The organism is Mycobacterium mantenii, assembly GCF_010731775.1.
Lineage (GTDB): Bacteria > Actinomycetota > Actinomycetes > Mycobacteriales > Mycobacteriaceae > Mycobacterium > Mycobacterium mantenii.
The window spans coordinates 5,789,570-5,813,403 of record NZ_AP022590.1; the positions used below are offsets into that span (position 1 = coordinate 5,789,570).

Genomic DNA, 23,834 nt, shown 5'->3' on the forward strand with positions numbered 1-23,834 from the left:
GGCGCTTGGCGCGCAACCGATTTGACTCCCGCTCAGCGCTCGATCGCGGGCGGGACGTCCTGGGCGCCCTGGACTTCCAGCGCCTCCAACGCCTCGTGCGCCAGCGCCCGGCCGGCGGTGATCACCTCCGCCGCCCGGTGGAATTCCAGGGCCCGGCACGTCGAACGTGGGACCTCGATGAGCAGGTCGGGCGGGTAGACGGCCAGGGTGTGGCGCGCCAGCGCGGCCTGGGCGATGTCGATGGTCCGGTTCATCACCTCGAAACTGCCCAGCCTCGGCACCTCGGTTCCCGCACCGGGCAGTTCGCCGGCCTCGTCACCGGCCGCCGGCTGCTCGTCGTCCTGGAGGTCCGACCAGCTGTCCGACTCACCAGCCGGGCCGCCCAATCTGCTCAGCAATGCCCGCGCGGTCGGCCGATCGAGCAACGACCGGGCGGCGGCCGTGTCGAGCAGCGCGGAGGTGCTCCGCAGCATGCGGGTCAACCACTCGACGGTGGCGCCCGGCTCCGGTTCGCGGGTGGTGATCGCCTCGCTGCCGGACAGGCTCACCGCGATGATCAGGTCGGCGTTGACCGCGGCGAGCGGGGCCATCGGTAGCGGATCCAGGATGCCGCCGTCGGCGAGCAGCCGCCCCTCTACCGCGTGGGGGGCGATCACGCCGGGGATGGCGATGGAGGCGCGGATCGCCTCGTCGAGGGGGCCGCGCTGAAACCACACCGACTTGCCCGCCAGCAGGTCGGTGGCCACCGCCGTGTAGGGGATCGGCAGTTCCTCGATGGCGACCGGGCCCAGGATGTCGCGCACCGCGTCCAGGATCTTGCCGGCCCGCATCACGCCGGCAGCGCTGATGGACGGGTCGAGCAGCCGCAGGATGGTGCGCTGGGTGAGCGACTTGGCCCAATCGGTGAACTCGTCGAGCCGTCCGGCCGCCTGCAGGCCGCCGACCAGCGCGCCCATCGATGACCCGGAGATGCCGACGATCTCGTAGCCGCGCGCCGCCAGGGCCTCGATCACCCCGATGTGGGCGTAGCCGCGGGCGCCACCGCTGCCGAGCGCGAGTGCCACCCGAGTCGGTTCTGATCGACGTTCGTCAGGCACCCATCCATTTTGCGCGGCAGTGACCCCTTGATGGACGGTGCGGGGACTTTTTTAAGCCGTGATCCCAATTACGCCGCGGCGGAAATCGCGGGGTGCAGCGCTACCCGCATTCGTTGCCGGCGGCCGCGCGCGCGGCGACGATCACGGCCGCCTGCCGGGCCGGGGTCAGCTTCGACCAGGGGGCGTTCCAGCTGCCCGCGGTGCCCGACGGCGAGGCCTGAAGCATCGACAAATAGGGCTCGAACAGCGACGCGTCGCTCTTGGGCTGGGCGTCCATCCACTCTTTCGCGGCGTGACAGGCCTGGTAGTACTCCTCTTCGGTCGAATCCGCGGGGACATCGACCCTGGTCGTCACGCCGGCGGGGGACAGGCCGACGGAGCCCGCCGGCGCCGACCCCGGACCGTCGGGGATGCCGGACTGCCGCGCCGGCGGGGACGCGGGCGCACCGCCGTGGGCGCCCTGCGAGCACGCGGTAACCGCCGTCACCACGACCGCGACAACAACCGCGCCCCACCGCCGGGACCGATCACCGCACCAACGCACGGTCTCAATCTATGCAACACTGGCGGCCGTGATGGAGCGCTTCGGATTTTGCGAGTGTTGTCGGCCGTAACACGCCGCCGCTTGCCCTGTCCGTTTTCTCCCTGGAGTTCCCCCGATGTCTGTGCCCGTCGCCACCGCGGCTGCCCCGCGCCCGCGAACCCTTTCCGTCCCGTCCGCCGGCCCCACCCGGCTGCGAGTGCCCGATCTGCTCCACGCCACCGACCGGGCCGCCGACGATGTGCTCAGCGGACGCCGCGACCACCTGTTGCCCGAGGGCGGCATACCCGAGTCGCGGCGCTGGTTCACCCGCATCCACGGCGACGAGGAACTCGACGTCTGGCTGATCAGCTGGGTGCCCGGCCACCCGACCGAATTGCACGACCACGGCGGGTCGCTGGGCGCGTTGACCGTCATCTCCGGATCGCTGAACGAATACCGTTGGGACGGCAGAGCTTTGCGACGCCGTCGGCTCGACGCCGGCGATCAGGCCGGGTTTCCACTGGGCTGGGTGCACGACGTGGTGTGGGCGCCCCGGCCCGTCACCGTGCCCGTGACACTGCCCGCCGCGGCGAGCGCCAGCTCGGGGCCGGTGCGGCCGACGTTGAGCGTGCATGCCTACTCGCCGCCCCTGACCGCGATGTCGTACTACGACATCACCGACCGTAAGACGTTGCGCCGCAACCGAACCGAACTGACCGACCAGCCGGAAGGATCGCTATGAGCCGCATCAACGTCGTCGTGAGATCCGCCCGGCGCCGGTATCGCCGCCTGCCCGCCGCCGAAGTGCCCGACGCGCTGCGGCGCGGCGCGGTGCTGGTCGACATCCGGCCGGAGGCCCAGCGCTTTCGTGAGGGCGAGGTGCCTTCGGCGCTGGTGATCGAACGCAACGTCCTGGAGTGGCGCTGCGATCCCACCAGCGAGGCCAGGCTGCCCCAGGCCGTCGGCGACGACGTCGAATGGGTGATCCTGTGTTCTGAGGGCTATACGTCCAGCCTGGCCGCGGCCGCGCTGCTGGACATCGGCCTGCACCGCGCCACCGACGTCATCGGCGGCTACCACGCGCTCGCCGGCGCCGGCGTGCTGAGCGAGCTGGCCGGGGGCCGGGTCGATCCGGTGTTCGCGGACACCGGCGGCACCGCGCGCCGCTGGCTCTGAGTCGTCTCGTTACCTAACTCGTCTCGTTACCTAACTCGTCTCGTTGGAGTGCAGCAGCGGACGCAATTTCGCCGTTTTCTCCGGTGTCCAGTCCGGCGGTGGCAGCACCGCCGCCCAGCCGTCGGCGACGGCGGCGACGTAGTGGTGGCCATGCCCGTCGGGGACGTCGACCGCCACGGCCATGTCGGCCGACACCTGTAGGAACGTGACGACCGGAATCCAGCGCGTTTGCGGCAGCACGTCATAGCCGCGCGGTTCGTTCAGCCAGTCGGGCTTGCTGAACAACAGGTCCGGGGTCCACCACGCGATCGGATCCGACGCGTGCTGCAGGTACACCACGCGCGGGTGATCCCACGGCGCGTCAGGACGCGCCAAATCCTTTGCGCGAGCGATGAATCGGACATACTTACCGTCCTGGTAGATCGGTAACCACTCCGGCGATCGGGCGTCACGCGTGGACGTCAGATCGGTCCAGATGGTGTTTTTGAACGTGGGCCCACTGAACAACGCCCCATCGGTGCGCGCCAGCACGTTGTTCAGGCTCAAGAACGGCGCCTCGCCCCCGAACGATCCTAAACTCTCGCCGAACACCACCAGCTTGGGCCGCTGGGCTTCGGGCATCTGGCGGATCAGCCTGTCGACGGCCTCGAAGAGCGCCTGTCCGGCGTGCCGGGCGTTCTCCTTGTCCACCAGAAACGACAGCCAGCTCGGCAGGAACGAATACTGCATGCTCACGATCGCCGTGTTGCCGTTGTACATGTATTCCAGCGCCGAGGCCTCCGCCTCGTTGATCCAGCCTGTGCCGGTGGTGGTGGCCACCGCGACGACGGCGCGTCGCAGCCCGCCGGTGCGCTGCAATTCCTGGGCCGCCAGCTCCGCGGCCGCCGTGATACCTTTCGACGAGTCCAGCCCGGCGTAGGCCCGGATCGGCTCGGCGGCCGGGTCTCCGTTGAACGCGGTGAGTTGCTCGACGGTCGGACCGCCCTCCACGAAGATGCGGCCCTCGCGGCCCAGCGAGTCCCACGACACCAGCGACTCCGGGCCACCCGACCGCAGCGGGGTTTTCGGGGGAGCGGTGTCGGGGTTCATCTCTTCGTTGGCCGTGGCGAAGGTGTGGTTCATGGTGCGCATGGCGAACTTGAGCACGACGCCGTTGAGCAGGGTGATGGTCAGGGTCACCAGCACCACCACCACGATCGTTGCGGACAGTCGGAATGGAGCGACGCGGTCCAGTTCTCCGACAAGGAATCTGACCAGCCAGCGGATGAATTGCCCGACCTCGACCACCGTGAACAACACCACCACCGACAGCACGGCGCCCAGGGGGTAGTCGTACCACTTCAGGTGCTCCACGCCCATCAGGTTGCGCACGTCGTCCTGCCAGACGTGGAACCAGATCGCCATCAGCACCATGCCGATCAGCCCGACCGGGACCAGCACCAGCCACGCCCAGCGCGGCGGCGGTGGGCTGGATTGCCTGCCGGCCATGTAGCGGACCAGCCAGACCGCGAAGACGCCCAAGCCGTAGCCGATGGCGCCGGACAATCCGCTGACCAGTCCCTGGAACAAGGCGCCGCGCGGCAGCAGCGACGGGGTTAGCGAAAGCCAGATGAAGACCACGCCGACCGCGGTGCCGGTGAACGTGTAATGCCGCACCCACCAAGGCTTTTCGGTCCAAGGCAGGGTGGGCGCTGCGCGCCCGGCTCGCGTCGCGGGTGCCGGTGGTGTTGCGCCCGGCTCGGGGGCCGCGGACTCCTCGACGTCGTCCGGCGGTTTGTGGTCCGTCTCGGTGTTTGTCGCGGAAACCGGTTCGCTCATGCAAGCGTCCTAGCGGTGGGTGAAGTTCGGCGCGCGCTTCTCGACGAAGGCCGCCATCCCTTCGGATTGATCCTCGGTTGCGAAGGTCGAATGAAACAGCCTGCGCTCGTAGAGAAGTCCCTCGGCCAGGGTGGATTCGAACGCGCGGTTGACGGCCTCCTTGGCCATCCTGGCCGCCGAGCGCGACATCTGCGAGATGGTGGTTGCGACGGCCTTGGCCTCGGTCAGCAGGTCGTCGGCCGGCACCACGCGCGATACCAGACCGCTTCGTTCGGCCTCCTCTGCGCCGATGGTGCGGCCGGTCAGGATGAGGTCCATGGCCTTGGCCTTGCCGATGGCGCGGGTCAGCCGCTGCGAGCCGCCCATGCCGGGCAGCACACCGAGTTTGATCTCCGGCTGGCCGAATTTCGCTGTGTCGGCGGCGATCAGCACATCGCACATCATGGCGAGCTCGCAGCCGCCGCCCAGCGCGTGCCCGGCCACCGCCGCGATCGTCGGGGTGCGGACCGCGGCGAGCTTGCTCCAGGGGGCGAAGAAGTCGGCGCCGAAGGCGTCGGCGAACGTCAGCTCAGCCATCTCTTTGATGTCGGCGCCGGCGGCGAACGCCTTGGCCGAGCCGGTGATGATGATCGCGCCGATGCCGGGATCGTCGTCGAAATCGGCTGCTGCGCTGGTTACTTCGTTCATCACCTGAGTGTTCAGCGCGTTGAGGGCCTTCGGCCGGTTCAGGGTGATGATGCCGACACGCTCTTCGCGCTCGACGAGGATGGTCTCGTAGGTCTTGGGGGCCGTGTCTGTCATCCAAACCGCCTTTCTAGAAGCTCAAGTCGTCGTCGACCGGGACGAAATACGCCTCGATGTCGGCCGCGGTGACCGCGGACAGCTGCGCCGGCGACCACTTCGGATTGCGATCTTTGTCGATCAGTTGCGCGCGGATGCCCTCCACCAGATCGTGCGAGCGCAGCGACGCCGATGACACCCGATAGTCTTGCACCAGAACGTCTTTGAGCGTCTCCAGTTTGGCGGCGCGGCGTACCGCCTCCAGGGTCACCGACAGCGCGATCGGGGAACGGGTGGCGATCAGGTTGGCGGCGTCGTCGGCCGGACCCGCGTCGTGGCCGCGCAGGGCGGCGACGATGTCCTCAACGGTGTCACCGGCGAAGCATTCGTCGATCCAGTTGCGTTGCGCGGCAAGCTCACTGGGTGGCGGTTCGACGGCGTACTTGGCCAGCGCCTGCTCGACGCCGTCGGTGATGACCGCGCGGCGGAACGCCTCGACGTCGTCGTGCGGGACATAGTGGTCGGCGAAGCCCATGGCGATGGCGTCGGCCCCGGAGAACGGCGCCCCGGTCAGGGCGGCGTGCAGGCCCAACCCGCCGGGCGCGCGAGACAGCAGATAAACGCCGCCGACGTCGGGAATGAAGCCGATACCGACCTCGGGCATGGCGATCTTGGAGGTGTCGGTGACCACCCGGGTGTTCGCGTGCGCGCTGACGCCGACGCCACCGCCCATCACGATGCCGTCCATCAGCGCCACATACGGCTTGGGGAACTCGGCGATCTGCGCGTTGAGCAGATACTCGTCGCGCCAGAAGCGTCGCGCCTCGACGCCGTCCTTGCGGGCGCTGTGATAGATGGAGACCACGTCGCCGCCCGCGCACAGTCCGCGTTCACCGGCGCCGGAGACCACCACCGCGCGCACCGCGTCGTCGTCGGCCCAGCCGGTCAGGATGGTGCTCAGGGCGTCGACCATCTGCTGATTCAGCGAGTTGATCGCCTTGGGCCGGTTGAGCGTGATCAGGCCGACGCGTCCCTCGACTTCGGTCAGAACCTCATCGGATTCGTCGCTCACGCCCTTGCCTCCCTTAAGCCGGTCCAGCCTCGAGGAAGAAATCTAGATCGTCGCGACCACCGCGGTACCCGCGGGTAAGGGTTATCTTTAACGCGACGACAACGGCGGAGGCCATATCCACTGGAAAACGCCCAGGTCCGCTGGGAACCAGGGTGCAACGCCGATCGTTGAGATTGTGTTCGCACAGCTCGAAGCCAATTAGAGAGGATCCGACGGTGCGGGAGACAAGCAACCCGGTATTTCGTTCGCTGCCTAAGCAGAGGGGCGGATACGCGCAATTCGGCACTGGCGCGCCCCCAATGCAGGGCTACGGCGCCGACCCTTACGCGGCTCCTTATCAGGCCCCGTACCAAGAGGCTAGGGCCTCGCGTCCGCTGACCATCGACGACGTCGTCACCAAGACCGGCATCACGCTGGCCGTGCTGACGCTCTCCGCCGTGGTCTCCTACTTCCTGGTCGCCCGCGACGTGGCGCTGGCCATGCCGCTGGCTTTGGTCGGCGGGCTGGGCGGCTTGGCCCTGGTGCTGGTGGCCACCTTCGGTCGCAAGCAGGACAACCCGGGCATCGTGCTGAGCTACGCGGTGCTCGAGGGCCTGGTGCTGGGCGCCATCTCGTTCGTCTTCGCCAATTTCTCGGTGTCGAACGCCAACGCCGGCGCGCTGATCGGTGAGGCGGTCCTGGGCACCTTCGGGGTGTTCTTCGGCATGCTCGTCGTCTACAAGACCGGGGCCATCCGGGTGACGCCCAAGTTCACCCGCATGCTGGTCGCCGCGATGTTCGGCGTGCTGGCCCTGATGCTCGGTAACTTCGTGCTGGCGATGTTCCACGTCAACGGCGGCACCGGCCTGGGCCTGCGCAGCGGCGGCACGGTGGCGATCATCTTCTCGCTGGTGTGCATCGGGATCGCGGCGTTCAGCTTCCTGATCGACTTCGATGCGGCCGACCAGATGGTTCGCGCGGGCGCGCCGGACAAGGCGGCCTGGGGCATCGCGCTGGGTCTGACCGTGACGCTGGTCTGGCTGTACATCGAGATCCTGCGTCTGCTCAGTTATCTGCAGAACGACTAGCTCGGCCACAGAAAAAACCGGCACGCCCCGTTGGCGTGCCGGTTTTTTCGTGAGCTGACGCCGTTGAGTGCGACGTGACGGCGTTGAGTGTGACGTGACGGACGGGGTCGCTCGGCGTGTCGCCGCCCAGGATTCACACGCGACGCCCGGGCGCCCGGCTAAAGGCACCCCAGCAAGACGGCTAGCTCAGCCGCTCGATCACCATCGCCATACCCTGGCCGCCGCCAACGCACATGGTCTCCAGACCGAACGTCTTGTCGTGCGTCTGCAGGTTGTTGAGCAGCGTGGTGGCGATGCGAGCGCCGGTCATGCCGAACGGGTGGCCCAGCGCGATCGCCCCGCCGGACACGTTCAGCTTGTCCTCGTCGATGCCCAGCTCGCGCGCCGAACCCAGCACCTGGACGGCGAACGCCTCGTTGATCTCGAACAGGTCGATGTCGCTGACCGACATCTTCGCGCGCGCAAGCGCCTTCTTGGTCGCCTCGATCGGGCCTAGGCCCATGATCTCCGGGGAGAGGCCGCTGACCCCGGTGGACACGATGCGCGCCAGCGGTGTCAGGCCCAGTTCCTTGGCCTTTGTGTCGCTGGTGATCACCACCGCGGCCGCGCCGTCGTTGAGCGGGCACGCGTTGCCCGCGGTCACCGTGCCGTTGGGCCGGAACACCGGCTTGAGCTGGCTGATCTTCTCGTAGGTGGTACCGGGGCGCGGGCCGTCGTCGGTGCTCACGGTGGTGCCGTCGGGCAGGGTCACCGGGGTGATCTCCCGCTCGAAGAACCCGCTCTTGATCGCTTCCTCGGCGCGGTTCTGGCTGCGCACTCCCCAGTGGTCCTGGTCTTCACGACTGATGCCCGTCAACAGCGCAACGTTCTCGGCCGTCTGCCCCATCGCGATGTAGACGTCGGGAATGTTGTCGTCGGCGCGGGGATCGTGCCACTCGTCGGCGCCCTCGGCCGCGGCGGCCGAGCGCTCCTGCGCCTCACCGAACAGCGAGTTCTTGGTCTCCGGCCACGAGTCGGCGCTGCCCTTGGCGAAGCGGGACACGGTCTCCACACCCGCGGAGATGAACGCGTCGCCCTCGCCGGCCTTGATCGCGTGGAAGGCCATCCGCGAGGTTTGCAGCGACGACGAGCAGTACCGGTTGACGGTGGTACCCGGCAGGAAGTCGAAACCGAGTTCGACGGCGATGACGCGCGCCAGGTTGTATCCGGATTCGCCGGCGGGCTGCCCGCAGCCCAGGATCAGGTCGTCGATCTGGTGCGGGTTCAGGGCGGGCACCTTGTCGAGCGCGGCGCGCACGATCTGCACGGTCAGGTCGTCGGGGCGCATGTTGACCAGCGACCCCTTCATCGCGCGGCCGATCGGCGAGCGAGCGGTTGAGACAATGACGGCTTCAGGCATGGTTGTTCCCTTCAGATCCCACAGACGGGGGTCGGCTCGCTGCACCATCGGGCGGTCGACGGGCGAGACCAAATCTAGTCGCTGCCCACCTCGGGGCACGAAGACGGGGCAGGTCCGCGTGCCGGATGCCGCCACAGCCGCGACATCACGCTGCTGCGGGTGTGCCGCTGGCCGAGCACCGGCGTCGCCGCCGGCACCGGCACGCTCAGCGGCGCACGCTCCACCTCCTCGCCCAGCGCTTCGCAGAGGGCGAGCAGCAGCGCATCGGCCGCGAGCGCATAGGCGGGCGCCGAGGGGTGGTAGCCGTCGGCGGAGAACATAGCGTCCGGGGTGGCGCGGAATGGCGGCGCCATCAGCTGCGCCAGCGGCACCGGCACCCCGCCGGCCGAGCGGACCGCCGCGGTCTGGGCGCGGGCGAGTTGCAGGCAACGCTCGTGCGCCACCGAACGCAGTGGCTGGGGGATGGCGCTGATGAATCCGAGGTCCGGGCAGGTGCCGACGATGACGACGGCGCCGCGGGCGCGCAACTTGCGGACGGACAACGCCAGCCGTTGCGCCGACTGGCTGATGCCGTTGAGGGCCGTCACATCGTTGGCGCCGACCATGATCACCGCGACGTCCGGCGGGGGGCCGGCCACGAACATCGCGTCGACCTGACCGCACACGCCCTTGGAGGTGGCGCCCACGATGGCCTTGGTGCTCAGCCGGATTCGGTTGCCGGTCTGCTCGGCCAGACCCCGCGTGATCCGTACCCCGGGTACCTCTTCGGCGCTCAGGCAGCCGTATCCGGCGGCCGTCGAGTCGCCGAAGATCATCAGGTGCAGATCGACCGCCATGCCGCGGTACCACCGCTCCACCGGGCCGCCACCGCGGACGTACACGCCGTCCGCGCGGGGCGGGATGTCCCATGACTTGGGGATGATCGTGCGCGCGTGAGTGGCCTGGCCGACCAACAGACTGCGTGCCCCCAGGTAGGCGGTTCCTGTTGAGGCCAGCGCGCCTGCTGTGGCCAGGGCGATCGCCGAACGACGTGGCAGCCGCATGGTCACGCAACCAAGTTTAGAGCGGCTTCGCGGTTTGCGCGGGCGGCTGGAAAACGAAGTGATCACGGAGCGAAGCAAAACTGGTATCGAATCAGCTATTTCATACGTTGCACTAAGCATCGCCTGTCAAGCTGAAGTCGAGGGGTTGCTGAACGCCATGGCAAACAACTGAACCAGACGCTTGGTCGCCTCGTCACATGCTGTATCGCACTACAAAGGCGTAGGAGTGTTGAGCATGACCGCACCTAGCAAGGAATCGGGGACGTCGGCAAATACCCTTCGGGCCCATGACGTCCTGAAAGCTCGTCGGACCCATACGCGCAAGTTCGCGATCAGCGACGGCGCACCGGTCGAGGTCCTGGAATCCGGGCCCAGCGTCGCCGCGCGCCTGGCGAACCTCACCTCGCGGATGACCATCCGGCCGATCCTGTCGGTCGGCAGCCACGTCCCCAACCTGCCCTGGCCGTGGGGTCTCATCGACCTCACTGCCCGGGTGCTGATCCCGGCGTCGGCCACCGTCCGCGAGACCATCAAGCTGCCCAACGCGTCGGCGCAGCTGGTTCGCGCCCCCGGGGTGCTGCCCGCCGACGGCACCCGCCGCGTGATCGTCTACCTCCACGGCGGCGCGTTTCTGACCTGTGGGGCGAACTCCCACGGCAGGCTGGTCGAAGCCCTGTCCAAGTTCGCCGACTCACCCATCTTGGTGGTCAATTACCGCCTGCTGCCGAAGAATTCGGTGGGGATGGCGCTCGAGGACTGCCACGACGCCTATCAATGGCTGCGGCAGCGCGGATACCAGCCCGACCAGATCGTGCTGGCCGGTGACTCCGCCGGCGGCTACCTGGCGCTCACGCTCGCCCAACGGCTGCAGGCCGAAGGGGAGGATCCGGCCGCGCTGGTGGCGATCTCGCCCCTGCTGCAGCTGGCCAAGGAACCCAAGCAGGCCCATCCCAACATCGAGACCGACGCGATGTTCACGGCCGGGGCGTTCGATGCGCTCGCCGTCCTGGTGGCCAACGCCGCGTCGAAGAACATCGTCGACGGGAAGCCCGAAGAGATCTACGAGCCGCTGGAGCACATCAAGCCCGGCCTGCCCCGCACGCTGATTCACGTGTCGGGCTCCGAGGTGCTGTTGCACGACGCGCGACTGGCGGCCAGCAGGCTGGCCGCGGTGGGGGTGCCGGCCGAGGTCCGGGTCTGGCCCGGGCAGATTCACGACTTCCAGCTGGCCGCGCCGATGGTGCCCGAGGCCGTGCGCTCGCTGCGTCAGATCGGCGACTACATCCGCGAGGCCACGGAGTAAGGCGCGGGCCGACGCGCAAACCCGCGGAGCGCAGTTGTGCGCCGTGCGAAACCGCCTGAGACGATGAACGCATGCGGATCGCGCAGCACATCAGTGACCTCATCGGCGGCACACCGTTGGTGCGGCTGAATTCCGTCGTTCCTGACGGCGCCGGCATCGTGGCGGCCAAGGTCGAATACCTCAACCCCGGCGGCAGCTCGAAGGACCGGATCGCGGTCAAGATGATCGACGCCGCCGAAGCCAACGGACAGCTGCGGCCCGGCGGCACCATCGTCGAACCCACCTCGGGCAACACCGGCGTCGGGCTGGCCCTCGTCGCCCAGCACCGCGGCTACAAATGCGTGTTCGTCTGCCCGGACAAGGTCAGCGAGGACAAGCGCAACGTGCTGATGGCCTACGGCGCCGAGGTCGTCGTGTGCCCGACCGCCGTGCCGCCCGAGCACCCGGACAGCTACTACAGCGTCTCCGATCGGCTGGTCACCGAGATCGACGGCGCGTGGAAGCCCGACCAGTACGCCAACCCGGAAGGGCCGGCCAGCCACTACGCAACCACCGGCCCGGAGATCTGGTCCGATACCGACGGCAAAGTCACCCATTTCGTCGCCGGCATCGGCACCGGCGGGACGATCACGGGCGCCGGGCGCTACCTCAAAGAGGTGTCCAACGGTGCGGTGCGCATCATCGGCGTCGACCCCGAGGGGTCGGTGTATTCGGGCGGCACCGGCCGGCCCTATCTGGTGGAGGGCGTCGGCGAGGACTTCTGGCCGCAGGCATACGACCGCACGGTGCCCGACGAGATCATCGCGGTTTCCGATTCCGACTCGTTCGACATGACCCGGCGGCTGGCGCGCGAGGAAGCGATGCTGGTCGGCGGGTCATGCGGGATGGCGGTGGTCGCCGCGCTCAAGGTCGCCGAGCAGGCCGGGCCGGACTCGCTCGTGGTGGTGCTGCTGCCCGACGGCGGGCGGGGCTACATGTCGAAGATCTTCAACGACGCCTGGATGTCGTCGTACGGGTTCCTGCGCAGCCGTCTCGACGGGTCGACCGAACAGTCCAGGGTCGGCGACGTGCTGCGCCGCAAATCCGGCGAGCTGCCCGACCTGGTGCACACCCACCCGTCCGAGACGGTGCGCGACGCCATCGGCATCCTGCGCGAGTACGGGGTGTCCCAGATGCCGGTCGTCGGCGCCGAGCCGCCGGTGATGGCGGGGGAGGTCGCCGGCAGTGTCTCCGAACGCGAACTGCTGTCCGCCGTCTTCGAGGGCCGCGCGAAGTTGGCCGACGCGGTCGCACAGCACATGAGCCCGCCGCTGCCGATGATCGGCGCCGGGGAGTTGGTCAGCGCGGCCGGCAAGGCGCTGCGTGACTGGGACGCGTTGATGGTGGTCGAGGAGGGCAAACCGGTCGGGGTGATCACCCGCTATGACTTGCTGGGCTTCCTCTCCGAGGGACCCCGGGGGCTGTTCGGGCGCCGGTAGTTCTCGTTGCCGCGCGTGACCACCGGCGCGCGCCGCGCGTCTCGCTCGGCCGCGACGCGCTCGGGTACTGTTTCGGCCTAGTTCAGCTGGACCCGAGTGGAAAGGTTGCCCATGACCAATCAACCGCCGCCCGGCGGCGCTTACCCGCCACCTCCCTCGTCGCCCGGGCCCTCGGGTGGGCCTCAGCCCCCGTCGGGTGGGCAGGAAACCCCGCCGCCCCCGCCTCCGCAGGCGCCCGCCGGCGGTGCCTATCCTCCGCCCCCGCCTCCGCCGCCCGGCGGTTCCTATCCGCCGCCCCCGCCGTCGGCCGGCGGATACGCGCCTCCGCCGCCCGGGCCCGCGATCCGCACGTTGCCGACGCAGGACTACACGCCGTGGCTCACCCGTGCGCTGGCGTTCATCATCGACATCCTCCCGTACGCCGTCGTGCACGGGATCGGCACCGCGATCCTGGTCGCCACCCAGCAGACCGCCTGCATCACCGACGTCACGCAGTACGCCGTCAACCAGTACTGCGCCACCCAGAACTCGACCGTCGGCATGGTGGCGCAGTGGCTGGCGTCGATCATCGGGCTGTTCTATTTGATCTGGAACTTCGGCTACCGGCAGGGCACCACCGGCTCGAGCGTCGGCAAATCGGTGATGAAGTTCAAAGTGGTCAGCGAAATCACCGGCCAGCCCATCGGCTTCGGGATGTCGGTGGTGCGCTCGCTGGCGCACTTCGTCGACGCGATCATCTGCTTCATCGGATTCTTTTTCCCGCTGTGGGATTCGAAGCGTCAAACGCTGGCGGACAAGATCATGACGACGGTGTGCCTGCCCATCGACGGTTCCGAGAGGCCGGCCGTCACCTAGGCTGGTCGTCGATGAGCGACGACCACAACCGACATCACGAGTTCACCGGACTGGCCACCAAGGCGATTCACGCCGGCTATCGGCCGGACCCGGCGACCGGAGCGGTGAACGCCCCGATCTACGCCAGCAGCACCTTCGTCCAGGACGGTGTCGGTGCATTGCGCGGCGGGTACGAATACGCGCGCACCGGCAACCCGACGCGGGCCGCGCTGGAAGCGTCGCTGGCCGCCGTCGAAGAGGGTGCCTACGGGCGAGCCTTCGGTTCGGGCATGGCCGCCACCGACTGTGCCCTGCGGGCGCTGCTGCGGCCCGGCGACCATGTGGTCATCCCCAACGATGCGTACGGCGGCACCTTCCGGCTGATCGACAAGGTCTTCACGCAGTGGAACGTCGAGTACACACCCGTGCCGCTGGACGATGTCGACGCCGTCGGGGCCGCGATCACGCCGCGAACCCGGCTGATCTGGGTGGAGACCCCGACCAATCCGCTGCTGTCCATCGCCGACATCGCCGCCCTGGCCGAACTGGGAAAGCAGAGTTCAACAAAAGTATTGGTGGACAATACTTTTGCCTCGCCGGCGCTGCAGCAGCCGTTGACGCTGGGCGCCGACATCGTGCTGCACTCCACCACCAAATACATCGGCGGGCACTCCGACGTGGTGGGCGGTGCGCTGATCACCAACGACAAAGAGCTGGACGAGGCCTTCGCCTTCCTGCAGAACGGGGCCGGGGCGGTGCCCGGCCCGTTTGACGCCTACCTGACCATGCGCGGCCTGAAGACCCTGGTGCTGCGGATGCAGCGGCACAGCGAAAACGCCTCGGCCGTGGCCGAATTCCTCGCCGGGCATGCCGCGGTGAGCACGGTGCTCTATCCCGGCTTGCCCTCACATCCCGGGCATGAGGTCGCCGCACGGCAGATGCGCGGCTTCGGCGGCATGGTTTCGGTGCGCATGCGCGGTGGCCGCCAGGCGGCCCGCGATCTGTGCGCCAACACCCGGGTGTTCATTCTGGCGGAATCGCTGGGCGGGGTCGAGTCGTTGATCGAGCACCCCAGTGCCATGACGCATGCGTCGACGGCCGGGTCGCAGTTGGAAGTGCCCGACGATCTGGTGCGCCTGTCGGTCGGCATCGAGGACATCGCCGACCTGCTGGCCGATCTCGACCAGGCGCTCAGCTAGTGGCGATCGCGAGCACGGCGCAGCCGGGCGAAGCGGGTCGCCACCAATGGGGCTAGTCGACTAGGAGTGGTAAGGCTCCGCGCTGACCAGCGTGACCTCGACGGTGTTGCCGTTGGGCACCACGTAGCTGCGGGTCTCGCCTTCCTTGGCGTCGATCAGAGCGCCGCCCAGCGGCGAGTTGGGTGAGTACACCTCGAGCTTGCCGTCGTTGACGCCCTCCTGGCGGGTGGCGATCAGGAAGGTCTCGGTGTCGGACTTGTCGCCGTTGTAGTAGACCTTCACCACCGAGCCGGGCAGCGCGACGCCGGACTGCTTGGGCGCCTCGCCGACCTTGGCGTTGTTGAGTAGGTCCTGCAGCTGACGGATGCGGGCCTCCTGCTGGCCCTGCTCTTCGCGGGCGGCGTGGTAGCCGCCGTTCTCGCGCAGGTCACCCTCCTCGCGGCGGTCATTGATCTCCGCGGCGATGACCGGACGATTCGCGATCAGCTGATCGAGCTCGGCCTTGAGTCGATCGTGTGACTCCTGGGTCAGCCAGGTCACGGAAGTGTCCGTCATCTCGTCGTGCTCCTCGTATGTTGTTCCGCGAGTCCGCGTTAAGTCCTGTTAGCTCCGCTGCCCGGAGTTGCGGGTCCCTCCCCGTGTGCTGCCGCTCCGTTTTGCTCACGGTCGCTAATGCAGCAACACGGTCCCAACCGGAACCGTGCATTCATCCATGTTACCACCGCGCAAACACTTGATGACTCCATATTTGCAGTTCGCCGTGGATTGGGAGGTCACGGTGCGCGCAGGTAGGCGGGCACATCGGTGCCGCAGCCGTAGATGTCGGCCACCGACGGCCGTTCAAAGGATTTCACCGTGGTCGTTACCTGCACGGTGGCTGAGTCCGATGGCGGAACCAGCAGTTCTCGCCGGCCCGTCTCGCTGCCATCTTTCGAACGGACCCGCACGATGCAGTCCACGGGTCGCGACGGGTCGGATCGCGTCACGCTGATCGTTATCGACGCCGTCTGGTCGTCGATCACCTGATAGCCCGCCATCGTCCCCGAGACGTCGCTCGTGCCGAACCGGTGATAACCGATGGCGGCAATCACGAGTCCGGCCACGATGACCAGCGCGCCCAGCGTGACGATCACCGACCGCCGGGGGATGCGCGACAGCCGGGAGCGCCCGTAGCGGGCCTCCGGACGTGGAGTCGGGGTTTCGGTCATGCCTGGTTATGCCTGGTTGTCGGCTGCCGGGCACCGGCCGACAGCATGCAACGAACTCGGAACTGGAATTATAGGGTCAGACCGGGCGACCATCGGACCGACAAGGGGGCACGTGAGCGGATTGCGGTTGATGGCGGTGCACGCCCACCCCGACGACGAGTCCAGCAAGGGCGCGGCCACGCTGGCCCGCTACGCCGACGAAGGCCATCGCGTGCTGGTCGTGACGTTGACCGGCGGTGAGCGCGGCGACATTCTCAACCCGGCCATGGACCTGCCCGAGGTGCACGGGCACATCGCCGAAATCCGCCGGGACGAGATGGCCAAGGCCGCCGAGATACTCGGCGTCGAGCACCACTGGCTGGGTTTCGTCGACTCCGGACTGCCCCAGGGTGACCCCCCGCCGCCGTTGCCCGAGGGTTGTTTCGCGCTGGTGCCGCTCGAAGAGTCGGTCGAGGCCCTGGTCCGCGTCGTCCGCGAGTTCCGCCCGCACGTGATGACCACGTACGACGAAAACGGCGGCTACCCCCATCCCGATCACATTCGCTGCCACCAGGTTTCGCTCGGCGCGTTCGAGGCGGCCGGGGACTACCGGCGGTGTCCGGACGCCGGCGAGCCGTGGACGGTGTCCAAGCTTTACTACAACCACGGGTTTTTGCGGGCGCGGATGCAGCTGCTACACGACGAGGCCATCAAGCACGGTCAGGAGCCCCCGTTCAAAAAGTGGCTCGAACACTGGGACGCCAAGCACGATCCGTTCGAGTCCCGGGTCACCACCAGGGTCGAGTGCTCGGCGTACTTCAGCCAGCGCGACGACGCGCTGCGGGCGCACACCACCCAGATCGACCCCGACCACGACTTCTTCGCCGCTCCCATCGCGTGGCAGCAACGGCTGTGGCCCACCGAGGAATTCGAGTTGGCGCGCTCGCGGGTCCCGGTGCGGCTGCCCGAGGACGACCTGTTCGCCGGAATCGAGAGCGACGCGTGAATCACCTGTTTCTCGTCGTGACCGCCGCCGGCTGGCAGGCCGACGGCCCGCCGCGCCACACCGGCCCCGATTTCGGTAAGGCCAGCCCGGTCGGGCTGCTGATCGTGGTGTTGCTGTTGATCAGCACGCTGTTTCTGCTGCGTTCGATGAACCGGCAGCTGAAGAAGGTGCCGGAGTCGTTTGATCCCAAGCACCCCGAACCGGACCAGGCCGCCGACGAGGGCACCGACGCGGTCGGCCCGCACGACGCCCCGGATCAGGCGGACGGCTCGCCGCGAGCCCCGGGACCCGGCGATGAGCCCGGCTGACCCGGCTTCGACGAATACCCTACGGCTGGCGACCAGCCCGTACCTGCGCCAGCACGCGGACAATCCGGTGCATTGGCAGCAGTGGACCGCCGAGGCGCTGGCCGACGCCGCCGCACGCGACGTGCCGATTCTGCTTTCCGTCGGCTACGCCGCCTGCCACTGGTGCCATGTCATGGCCCACGAATCGTTCGAAGACGACGAGGTGGCCGCCGTGATGAACGCGGGATTCGTCTGCGTCAAGGTCGACCGCGAGGAACGCCCCGACGTCGACGCGGTGTACATGAACGCCACGGTGGCGCTGACCGGGCACGGCGGCTGGCCGATGACGTGTTTTTTGACGCCGGACGGGCGGCCCTTCTTCTGCGGCACCTACTATCCGAAAGAGGCTTTCCTGCAACTCCTTTCGGCTGTATCGGCCACATGGCGGGAGCGCCGCGGCGAGGTGGAGGAGGCCTCCGACCATATCGCCGGCGAGCTGCGCAAGATGGCTGCGGCACTTCCGGGCGGCGGCCCGTCGATAGCGCCGGAGTTGTGTGACCACGCCGTCGCCACCGTGCTCACGGATCGGGACGCCGTTCACGGCGGTTTCGGCGGCGCGCCGAAGTTCCCGCCGTCGGCCTTGCTCGAGGCGCTGCTGCGCCACTTCGAGCGCACCGGGTCACCGGCGGCGCTCGCGGCGGTGTCGCACACCGGCTACGCGATGGCGCGCGGCGGGATCTATGACCAACTGGGCGGCGGCTTCGCCCGCTACAGCGTCGACAATGCTTGGGTGGTACCGCATTTCGAGAAGATGCTGTACGACAATGCGCTGCTGCTGCGCGCCTACGGGCACTGGGCCCGGCGTACCGCAGACCCGCTGGCGCGCCGGGTCACCGCCCAGACCGCGCGGTTCCTGCTCGACGACCTGGCCGACGGTGCCATGTTCACCTCGTCGCTGGACGCCGACGCCGACGGGCGCGAGGGCTCGACCTACGTCTGGACGCCGGCGCAGCTGAACGAGGTGCTCGGCCCGGACGACGCGCCTTGGGCGGCAAGCGTTTTCGCGGTCACCCGGGAGGGCACGTTCGAGCACGGCACCTCGGTGCTGCAGCTGCAGGTCGACGTCGAGGATTTACGGCGGCTGGAACGCGTGCGGTCTGCGCTGCTGACCGCCCGGCTCGGCCGGATCCAGCCCGGGCGCGACGACAAGGTGGTCACGTCGTGGAATGGGCTGGCGATCACCGGGCTGGCCGAGGCCGGTGTCGCGCTGGACGAGCCCGAATTCGTCGAGGCCGCGGTGCGCTGCGCGCGGGCGCTGCTGGATTTGCATGTCGTCGACGGCCGGCTGCGACGGGCCAGCCTGGGCGGCGTGGTCGGCGACAGCGTGGCCATCCTCGAGGACTACGCGATGCTGGCCACCGGGCTGCTTGCGCTGTATCAGCTGACCGCCGAGGACGCCTGGCTGACCGCGGCTACCGATCTGCTGGACACCGCGCTGGCGCACTTCGCCGACCGGGACCAACCCGGCCGCTGGTTCGACACCGCCGACGACGCCGAGCGGTTGGTGCTGCGGCCGGCCGACCCGCTGGACGGCGCGACGCCGTCGGGAGCGTCGTCGATCACCGAGGCGCTGCTGACCGCCGCGCATTTGGCCGACGGGGACCGCGCGCACCGTTACCTGCGGGCGGTGTCCGACTCGCTCGGCGCGCACTCGGTGCTGCTGGACCGCGCGCCCCGGTCGGCCGGACACTGGCTGGCCGTTGCGGAAGCGGCGGTGCGCGGACCGCTGCAGATCGCGGTCGCCTGCGACCCGTCGACCTCGGCGCTGCTGGCCGAGGCGCGACGGCTGGCGCCCGGCGGGGCGATCGTCGTGGGCGGGGAGGTGGATTCGTCGGCGCTGCTGGCCGGCCGGCCCCGGGTTAGAGGCGCCGACGCCGCCTACGTGTGCCGCGGCCAGGTCTGCGACCTGCCGGTGACCGGCGCACCCGAACTGGCCGCCGCCCTGGATGTTCCCGGCCACTGAAGTCGATGGTGGTGACCCGCTGCGCCCGGCTGCGCCGCGCTGGCGATCACCACTGAAGTCGATGGTGGTGACCCGCTGCGCCCGGCTGCGCCGCGCTGGCGATCACCACTGAAGTCGATGGTGGTGACCCGCTGCGCCCGGCTGCGCCGCGCTGGCGATCACCACTGAAGTCGATGGTGGTGACCCGCTGCGCCCGGCTGCGTCGCGCTGGCGATCACCACTGAAGTCGATGGTGGTGACCCGCTGCGCCCGGCTGCGTCGCGCTGGCGATCACCACTCGCCGGGGGTTACCCTGCGTCCCATGCCAAATGCCGCCAAGACCGACGCGATCAGAAGCACGGTCAACCGCTACATCGAACTGGTCGCCAAGGGCAGCGCCGATGATCTGGTCGAGCTGTATGCGGATGACGCCACCGTCGAGGATCCGGTCGGCGGTGAGGTGCACATCGGGCGGCAGGCGATCCACGGTTTCTACTCCGCGGTCGATGGTCTGCAGCGCGAATGCGAACTGCTGACGCTGCGCGTCGCCGGCAACGAGGCGGCTTTCCACTTTCGGCTGACCGTGACCGCGGGCGAGCACCAGATGGTGATCGAGCCCATCGACGTCATGGTCTTCGACGGAAGCGGCAAGATCGCCTCGATGAAGGCCTACTGGTCGCCGCAGGATGACGTCGCCCCGGCCTAGCCGGCGTGACGGCGCAGCCTCAGCCGCCCGCTAGCCAGGCGTGGTCGCCCGCGTAGAAGACGGCGAACCACATGGCGATGTAGTGCAGGATCGCCGCGATCGCGGTGAAGGCGTGGAAGAACTCGTGGTAGCCGAATGTCCGCGGCCAGGGGTCGGGCCAGCGCAGCCCATAGAAGATGCCGCCGACGCTGTAGAACACGCCGCCCACCGCCAGCAGCACCATCGCGGCCACGCCGGCTTGGTGCAGGATCGTGGGAGCGAACCAGACGGCCACCCAGCCCAGCAGCAGATAAAGCGGCACGCCGACCCAGCGCGGCGCCGTCGGCCAGCACATCTTCAACGTGATGCCGGCCGCCGCGCCGCCCCACACGATGCATTGCACCAGCACCCCGGTGTTCTGCGGCATGACCAGCCGCGCGAACGGGGTGTAGCTGCCAGCGATGAAGACGAAGATCATCGAATGGTCGAGTCGCTTCATCCGGCTGCGCGCGACGTCTGACTTCCAGTGCACCCGGTGGTAGGTGGCACTGACCGCGAACATCGCCACCGTGGACGCGGCGTAGACCAGCGTGGAGTGGCCGGCGCGGGGCGAGGCGACCGCCCACGACACCGACACCAGTGTGGCGCCGGTGATGATGGCCAGCCACGCGGAGACGAAGTGGATCCAGCCGCGCATCCGGGGCTTGCCCAGGAACTGGGCGGCACCCTCGACGAACTGATCGACGGTGTTGCCCGGCACGATCGACTCGTGGTCGGGCTCCGGGTTGGGGACGGTGCTGGTCTGGCTGCTCATGTCTCCTGTGTCTTGTCTTCGCAACGGGCGATGCCGGCGGCAAAGTCGCCAGGGGCTGTTCAAGACCCACAGTAGTCAGGGATGGTTACGGCACAGTCTCGACTTCTGAGGTGACCGGGCCGAAATGAGAAGCGGTGCATTGATCACCGCTGGCAGTAGGGTGGATGTTCGTGGAAATTATCCCGCCGCGTCTCAAAGAGCCGCTGTATCGCATCTACGAAATGCGGCTCCGGCAGGGTCTGACCTCCACCAAATCCGACCTGCCCCGCCACATCGCGGTGCTGTGCGACGGTAACCGGCGCTGGGCGCGCGACGCGGGCTACGACGACGTGAGTTACGGCTACCGGATGGGTGCCGTCAAGATTGCCGAGATGCTGCGTTGGTGCCAGGAGGCCGGCATCGAAATGACCACGGTGTACTTGCTGTCCACGGAAAACCTGCAACGCGATCCCGAAGAGCTGGCCGGGCTGATCGAAATCATCACCGACGTGGTGGAGGAGATCTGCGCACCGGCCAATCGTTGGAGCGTGCGCACCGTCGGGGATCTCGAGTTGCTCGGCGAGGAACCGGCCCGCCGGCTGCGCGACGCCGTGGAATCCACCCCGGTCGTGGCGCCCTTCCACGTCAACGTCGCCGTCGGCTACGGCGGCCGCCGCGAGATCGTCGACGCGGTGCGTGCCCTGCTAAGCAAGGAACTTGCCAACGGCGCGACCGCCGAAGAGCTGATCGAGTCGGTCACGGTCGACGCGATCTCGGAGAACCTTTACACCTCCGGGCAGCCCGACCCCGACCTGGTGATCCGCACCTCGGGCGAGCAACGCCTGTCCGGTTTTCTGCTGTGGCAGAGCGCGTATTCGGAGATGTGGTTCACCGAAGCGCACTGGCCCGCGTTCCGCCGGGTCGATTTCCTGCGCGCGCTGCGTGACTACAGCCAGCGGCACCGCCGGTACGGCAAGTAGCGGCCTCAACGGCACGTCGCGCGCGTGCCACACTAAGAACATGGCTGCGCTGTCGGCGGTGGTATTCACGCTGAGCGCCTGGCTGGGCCTGTATCTGGTGGCCCGCGACCCGCGCAAACCCGTCCTCGCGCTGGCGGCGATCGGGCTGTGCGGTTTCGCGCTCGTGGTGGGGCTGGACGCGGTTCGGACTGCCAATCCCGTCTCCGCTCGGATGCTGAGCCGAGTCGAGATCTACCTGACGGCCATCCCCGGTGTGGCGTGGTTCGCGGTGCTCGTCGAGCTGTCCCGGCCCAGCGACGGCTGGCGCTCGCGCACCCGCGAGGTCTTGCTCGTGGCCGGGGTCGCGGCGCTGGCCCTGTTCGGGGCGATGCTGGCCGGCAGCGTGGAGGGGCCGCTGCGGCCCGGTCACTGGCTGATGTTCGCGGTGATCTCGGTGTCGACCCTCGGCGCGATGGCCGCCGCGTTGCGCCGCCCGCGACGGCCCAGGCCGGCCGTCGGACTCGCCATCACCGCGACCCTGTTCTTCGCGTTGGGCAACGCGATCCTGATCATTCCGTTGGGCCTGGTACCCAGCTGGGTCGCGCTGGCGTCGACGAGTTGCGACGTCCTGGGGCTTGGGGTCGCCGTCGCCCTCTGGGACGCGTTCGACGAGGGCCAGGCGCTGCGCGCCGACATGCTGCGCTCGTTCACCGGTTCGGTAGTGGTGGCGGTGCTTTTCGGCGGCCAGGCGCTGATCGGGTTGGCGGTCACCCGCCACGATCCCGGCGCGCAGACCGCGCTGACCGTGCTGTTGTTCACCAGCCTGGCGATCGCGATCACCGTGCAGGTGCTCGCGGATCCGCTGGCCGGGGTGTTCGACCGGCTGGCCTTCTCGAAATCGCCTGCGCTGCGGGCGGATCGGGCCGCGCTGCGGCATACCGGGGCGGCGCTGCCGCTGCGGCAGGAGCACCCGCTCGCCGGCGTCGACGACGTCACCTTCGTTCGGCTCACCCGGCGGGCCCTGGGACACTACGGCGATCTGACCAAGCTGGTCGCCAGCCCGTTGACCGCACTGCCGGTGATCGACGGGCGGCTGGCCGCGCGGGGAGCCCCCGACCATCCGATCGAGCGCGCCAACGAACTCAAGGCCGTGCTCGCCGACGGCATCGCGCGGCTGAAGCCGCGCGACGGCGGCGACTTCGGCACCACCGAAGAGTGGCGCTACTACAACTCGCTGTACTTCCCCTACGTCGTCGGGGTGCGCGCTTACGCGCAGAACGCCACCGCCTCCGGCTTGGATCCCATCGCGCGGCAGGCCTGGCAGTGGTTCGTCACAGAGGTCCCCCAGCGCTCGCTGCACAACTGGCAAAACGCCGCCGCCCGGCTGATCGCCGCCGATCTTCGTGGACGGGTCCCGGTTCCCAGCGACTAGAACGGGTACTTCGGTCACCGCGGTTGCCGGGCGGCACAGTGCTGTACCCCGTGCTCCTGTGACTCGTGGGGCCGCTGAGCCCAGCAGACTGGCGCGTGTCAAATATTTACCCACTGATGGGAATATGCGGGTGAACCACCTCGTCTTTGTATCCGTGGCATTAGTTGGCAGCGCCACGAGTCGATATGGCAGTGCACTGGCGGCACCCTCAAAGCTGTTCGACCCAACCCGCCATCGCGAGGAGTAATCACATGAGCTCTGTTACCGGTGTCTCAGGCATCACCACCCGGCCCCTCTACGACTCGACCGACTCGCTGTTGCGATTTGCCGTGCGCGCCGACGCGACGCTGACGGGATTGTGCGGTCTGGTGATCGCGTTTCTCGCCGACCCGCTCTCGTCGCTGACCGGCCTGACGTCCTTTCGGAATACGGCGTGGGCGTCGTCTTCGTGCTCGCCGGCTTGCTGGTGTTCAGCCTCGGCGCGTTGCCGGACCTGCGCCGGGTCGGTATCGGCGTCGTGGTGGTCAACGTCGCGTTCACGCTGGCGTCGATCGTGGCCGCCGAAGCGCTGCCACTGACCGTCACCGGCGTCGCGTTGACGCTGGCCAGCGGCGCGTATACGGCGGCGTTCGCGGCGCTGCAGTACCTGGGATTGCGCCGCCTCGCGGCGTGATCCGCCGGCCCGCCGCGGCGG

24 protein-coding genes and 1 pseudogene are annotated in these 23,834 nt (G+C 68.5%); 15 read left to right on the forward strand and 10 right to left on the reverse strand.

Annotation, left to right across the window (positions count from 1 at the left end; genetic code table 11):
• Nucleotides 1-32: 32 nt before the first annotated feature.
• Entirely contained in the window at nucleotides 33-1,097 is a 1,065-nt protein-coding gene (locus tag G6N50_RS26740) for a patatin-like phospholipase family protein (protein ID WP_232068840.1), read from the reverse strand.
• A gap of 100 nt (nucleotides 1,098-1,197) precedes the next feature.
• A complete protein-coding gene (locus tag G6N50_RS26745) occupies nucleotides 1,198-1,641 on the reverse strand; it encodes a lipoprotein LpqV (protein ID WP_083099876.1) in 444 nt (147 codons plus the stop codon).
• Nucleotides 1,642-1,756: 115 nt separating this feature from the next.
• Here G6N50_RS26745 and G6N50_RS26750 point away from each other — a divergent pair, with 115 nt between their 5' ends.
• Both G6N50_RS26750 and G6N50_RS26755 read left to right on the forward strand, forming a co-directional pair.
• Nucleotides 1,757-2,362: a cupin domain-containing protein gene (locus G6N50_RS26750; protein ID WP_142275804.1), complete on the forward strand. Its 606-nt coding sequence runs from the start codon at nucleotides 1,757-1,759 to the stop codon at nucleotides 2,360-2,362.
• Nucleotides 2,359-2,796: a rhodanese-like domain-containing protein gene (locus tag G6N50_RS26755; RefSeq protein ID WP_083099873.1), complete on the forward strand. Its 438-nt coding sequence runs from the start codon at nucleotides 2,359-2,361 to the stop codon at nucleotides 2,794-2,796. Before G6N50_RS26750 ends, G6N50_RS26755 begins: the two co-directional genes overlap by 4 nt.
• A 30-nt stretch (nucleotides 2,797-2,826) precedes the next feature.
• On the opposite strand, the gene G6N50_RS26760 is transcribed toward G6N50_RS26755, so the two are convergent.
• From G6N50_RS26760 to G6N50_RS26770, 3 genes are read right to left on the reverse strand one after another with little or no spacing between them, the layout of a single operon-like run.
• The gene (locus G6N50_RS26760) at nucleotides 2,827-4,614 is read right to left on the reverse strand and encodes an alpha/beta hydrolase (protein ID WP_083099872.1); all 1,788 of its coding nucleotides are present in this window, start codon (nucleotides 4,612-4,614) and stop codon (nucleotides 2,827-2,829) included.
• A gap of 9 nt (nucleotides 4,615-4,623) precedes the next feature.
• Nucleotides 4,624-5,415, reverse strand: a complete 792-nt coding sequence (locus G6N50_RS26765; protein ID WP_083099870.1) for an enoyl-CoA hydratase — start codon at nucleotides 5,413-5,415, stop codon at nucleotides 4,624-4,626.
• 13 nt (nucleotides 5,416-5,428) lie between these two features.
• On the reverse strand, nucleotides 5,429-6,466 hold the full coding sequence (locus tag G6N50_RS26770) for an enoyl-CoA hydratase/isomerase family protein (protein ID WP_083099869.1): 1,038 nt from the start codon (nucleotides 6,464-6,466) through the stop codon (nucleotides 5,429-5,431).
• Between the two features lie 215 nt (nucleotides 6,467-6,681).
• Between G6N50_RS26770 and G6N50_RS26775 the strand changes: the two genes are divergently transcribed.
• On the forward strand, nucleotides 6,682-7,533 hold the full coding sequence (locus tag G6N50_RS26775; protein WP_083099867.1) for a Bax inhibitor-1/YccA family protein: 852 nt from the start codon (nucleotides 6,682-6,684) through the stop codon (nucleotides 7,531-7,533).
• A 181-nt stretch (nucleotides 7,534-7,714) separates the two neighbouring features.
• On the opposite strand, the gene G6N50_RS26780 is transcribed toward G6N50_RS26775, so the two are convergent.
• Entirely contained in the window at nucleotides 7,715-8,932 is a 1,218-nt protein-coding gene (locus G6N50_RS26780) for an acetyl-CoA C-acetyltransferase (protein ID WP_083099894.1), read from the reverse strand.
• A gap of 74 nt (nucleotides 8,933-9,006) precedes the next feature.
• The gene (locus tag G6N50_RS26785) at nucleotides 9,007-9,969 is read right to left on the reverse strand and encodes an SGNH/GDSL hydrolase family protein (RefSeq protein WP_142275805.1); all 963 of its coding nucleotides are present in this window, start codon (nucleotides 9,967-9,969) and stop codon (nucleotides 9,007-9,009) included.
• A 4-nt stretch (nucleotides 9,970-9,973) separates the two neighbouring features.
• Between G6N50_RS26785 and G6N50_RS26790 the strand changes: the two genes are divergently transcribed.
• The 5 genes from G6N50_RS26790 to G6N50_RS26810 all read left to right on the forward strand — a co-directional run bounded on the left by G6N50_RS26790 (nucleotide 9,974) and on the right by G6N50_RS26810 (nucleotide 14,789).
• A complete protein-coding gene (locus G6N50_RS26790; RefSeq protein ID WP_158086122.1) occupies nucleotides 9,974-10,147 on the forward strand; it encodes a hypothetical protein in 174 nt (57 codons plus the stop codon).
• Nucleotides 10,148-10,210: 63 nt separating this feature from the next.
• Nucleotides 10,211-11,278: an alpha/beta hydrolase gene (locus G6N50_RS26795; RefSeq protein ID WP_083099864.1), complete on the forward strand. Its 1,068-nt coding sequence runs from the start codon at nucleotides 10,211-10,213 to the stop codon at nucleotides 11,276-11,278.
• Between the two features lie 71 nt (nucleotides 11,279-11,349).
• Complete coding sequence (locus G6N50_RS26800) at nucleotides 11,350-12,756, forward strand: cystathionine beta-synthase (RefSeq protein WP_083099863.1); 1,407 nt, start codon at nucleotides 11,350-11,352, stop codon at nucleotides 12,754-12,756.
• A gap of 111 nt (nucleotides 12,757-12,867) precedes the next feature.
• A complete protein-coding gene (locus G6N50_RS26805) occupies nucleotides 12,868-13,611 on the forward strand; it encodes an RDD family protein (RefSeq protein WP_163650902.1) in 744 nt (247 codons plus the stop codon).
• 11 nt (nucleotides 13,612-13,622) lie between these two features.
• Nucleotides 13,623-14,789 carry a cystathionine gamma-synthase gene (locus G6N50_RS26810; protein ID WP_083096266.1) on the forward strand — a complete coding sequence of 389 codons (1,167 nt, stop codon included), beginning with the start codon at nucleotides 13,623-13,625 and terminating at the stop codon, nucleotides 14,787-14,789.
• Nucleotides 14,790-14,849: 60 nt separating this feature from the next.
• Here the strand turns inward: G6N50_RS26810 and greA are convergent, their stop codons facing one another.
• Together greA and G6N50_RS26820 are read right to left on the reverse strand one after the other, a co-directional pair.
• Nucleotides 14,850-15,344, reverse strand: coding sequence for a transcription elongation factor GreA (gene greA / locus G6N50_RS26815; RefSeq protein WP_066997513.1), 495 nt, complete (start codon nucleotides 15,342-15,344; stop codon nucleotides 14,850-14,852).
• A gap of 218 nt (nucleotides 15,345-15,562) precedes the next feature.
• Nucleotides 15,563-15,997 (reverse strand): DUF4307 domain-containing protein, encoded by a 435-nt coding sequence (locus G6N50_RS26820; RefSeq protein ID WP_083096264.1) that lies wholly within the window; start codon nucleotides 15,995-15,997, stop codon nucleotides 15,563-15,565.
• Nucleotides 15,998-16,109: 112 nt separating this feature from the next.
• Between G6N50_RS26820 and mca the strand changes: the two genes are divergently transcribed.
• The 4 genes from mca to G6N50_RS26845 all read left to right on the forward strand — a co-directional run bounded on the left by mca (nucleotide 16,110) and on the right by G6N50_RS26845 (nucleotide 19,977).
• Nucleotides 16,110-16,982, forward strand: coding sequence for a mycothiol conjugate amidase Mca (gene mca / locus G6N50_RS26825; RefSeq protein WP_083096262.1), 873 nt, complete (start codon nucleotides 16,110-16,112; stop codon nucleotides 16,980-16,982).
• A complete protein-coding gene (locus tag G6N50_RS26830; RefSeq protein WP_083096260.1) occupies nucleotides 16,979-17,290 on the forward strand; it encodes a hypothetical protein in 312 nt (103 codons plus the stop codon). Before mca ends, G6N50_RS26830 begins: the two co-directional genes overlap by 4 nt.
• Nucleotides 17,277-19,292 carry a thioredoxin domain-containing protein gene (locus tag G6N50_RS26835; RefSeq protein WP_083096258.1) on the forward strand — a complete coding sequence of 672 codons (2,016 nt, stop codon included), beginning with the start codon at nucleotides 17,277-17,279 and terminating at the stop codon, nucleotides 19,290-19,292. Before G6N50_RS26830 ends, G6N50_RS26835 begins: the two co-directional genes overlap by 14 nt.
• Before the next feature lie 301 nt (nucleotides 19,293-19,593).
• Nucleotides 19,594-19,977 carry a nuclear transport factor 2 family protein gene (locus tag G6N50_RS26845; protein WP_083096256.1) on the forward strand — a complete coding sequence of 128 codons (384 nt, stop codon included), beginning with the start codon at nucleotides 19,594-19,596 and terminating at the stop codon, nucleotides 19,975-19,977.
• A gap of 19 nt (nucleotides 19,978-19,996) precedes the next feature.
• Here the strand turns inward: G6N50_RS26845 and trhA are convergent, their stop codons facing one another.
• Nucleotides 19,997-20,770 carry a PAQR family membrane homeostasis protein TrhA gene (trhA, locus tag G6N50_RS26850; RefSeq protein WP_083096255.1) on the reverse strand — a complete coding sequence of 258 codons (774 nt, stop codon included), beginning with the start codon at nucleotides 20,768-20,770 and terminating at the stop codon, nucleotides 19,997-19,999.
• Nucleotides 20,771-20,940: 170 nt separating this feature from the next.
• Between trhA and G6N50_RS26855 the strand changes: the two genes are divergently transcribed.
• The 3 genes and pseudogenes from G6N50_RS26855 to G6N50_RS26865 all read left to right on the forward strand — a co-directional run bounded on the left by G6N50_RS26855 (nucleotide 20,941) and on the right by G6N50_RS26865 (nucleotide 23,813).
• The gene (locus G6N50_RS26855) at nucleotides 20,941-21,729 is read left to right on the forward strand and encodes a (2Z,6E)-farnesyl diphosphate synthase (protein ID WP_083096293.1); all 789 of its coding nucleotides are present in this window, start codon (nucleotides 20,941-20,943) and stop codon (nucleotides 21,727-21,729) included.
• Between the two features lie 40 nt (nucleotides 21,730-21,769).
• The gene (locus G6N50_RS26860; RefSeq protein ID WP_083096253.1) at nucleotides 21,770-23,140 is read left to right on the forward strand and encodes a hypothetical protein; all 1,371 of its coding nucleotides are present in this window, start codon (nucleotides 21,770-21,772) and stop codon (nucleotides 23,138-23,140) included.
• Between the two features lie 251 nt (nucleotides 23,141-23,391).
• Nucleotides 23,392-23,813 (forward strand): annotated as a pseudogene (locus G6N50_RS26865) (hypothetical protein).
• The last annotated feature ends 21 nt before the right edge of the window (nucleotides 23,814-23,834 follow it).

What these genes read in the sequence shown, in the direction of transcription:
- G6N50_RS26750 (WP_142275804.1), top strand. Translation starts at nt 1,757, where the DNA reads ATGTCTGTGCCCGTCGCCACCGCGGCTGCCCCGCGCCCGCGAACCCTT.
- G6N50_RS26755 (WP_083099873.1), top strand. Translation starts at nt 2,359, where the DNA reads ATGAGCCGCATCAACGTCGTCGTGAGATCCGCCCGGCGCCGGTATCGC.
- G6N50_RS26760 (WP_083099872.1), bottom strand. Translation starts at nt 4,614, where the DNA reads ATGAGCGAACCGGTTTCCGCGACAAACACCGAGACGGACCACAAACCG.
- G6N50_RS26765 (WP_083099870.1), bottom strand. Translation starts at nt 5,415, where the DNA reads ATGACAGACACGGCCCCCAAGACCTACGAGACCATCCTCGTCGAGCGC.
- G6N50_RS26780 (WP_083099894.1), bottom strand. Translation starts at nt 8,932, where the DNA reads ATGCCTGAAGCCGTCATTGTCTCAACCGCTCGCTCGCCGATCGGCCGC.
- G6N50_RS26790 (WP_158086122.1), top strand. Translation starts at nt 9,974, where the DNA reads ATGGTCACGCAACCAAGTTTAGAGCGGCTTCGCGGTTTGCGCGGGCGG.
- G6N50_RS26795 (WP_083099864.1), top strand. Translation starts at nt 10,211, where the DNA reads ATGACCGCACCTAGCAAGGAATCGGGGACGTCGGCAAATACCCTTCGG.
- G6N50_RS26800 (WP_083099863.1), top strand. Translation starts at nt 11,350, where the DNA reads ATGCGGATCGCGCAGCACATCAGTGACCTCATCGGCGGCACACCGTTG.
- G6N50_RS26805 (WP_163650902.1), top strand. Translation starts at nt 12,868, where the DNA reads ATGACCAATCAACCGCCGCCCGGCGGCGCTTACCCGCCACCTCCCTCG.
- G6N50_RS26810 (WP_083096266.1), top strand. Translation starts at nt 13,623, where the DNA reads ATGAGCGACGACCACAACCGACATCACGAGTTCACCGGACTGGCCACC.
- greA (WP_066997513.1), bottom strand. Translation starts at nt 15,344, where the DNA reads ATGACGGACACTTCCGTGACCTGGCTGACCCAGGAGTCACACGATCGA.
- G6N50_RS26820 (WP_083096264.1), bottom strand. Translation starts at nt 15,997, where the DNA reads ATGACCGAAACCCCGACTCCACGTCCGGAGGCCCGCTACGGGCGCTCC.
- G6N50_RS26835 (WP_083096258.1), top strand. Translation starts at nt 17,277, where the DNA reads ATGAGCCCGGCTGACCCGGCTTCGACGAATACCCTACGGCTGGCGACC.
- G6N50_RS26845 (WP_083096256.1), top strand. Translation starts at nt 19,594, where the DNA reads ATGCCAAATGCCGCCAAGACCGACGCGATCAGAAGCACGGTCAACCGC.
- trhA (WP_083096255.1), bottom strand. Translation starts at nt 20,770, where the DNA reads ATGAGCAGCCAGACCAGCACCGTCCCCAACCCGGAGCCCGACCACGAG.
- G6N50_RS26860 (WP_083096253.1), top strand. Translation starts at nt 21,770, where the DNA reads ATGGCTGCGCTGTCGGCGGTGGTATTCACGCTGAGCGCCTGGCTGGGC.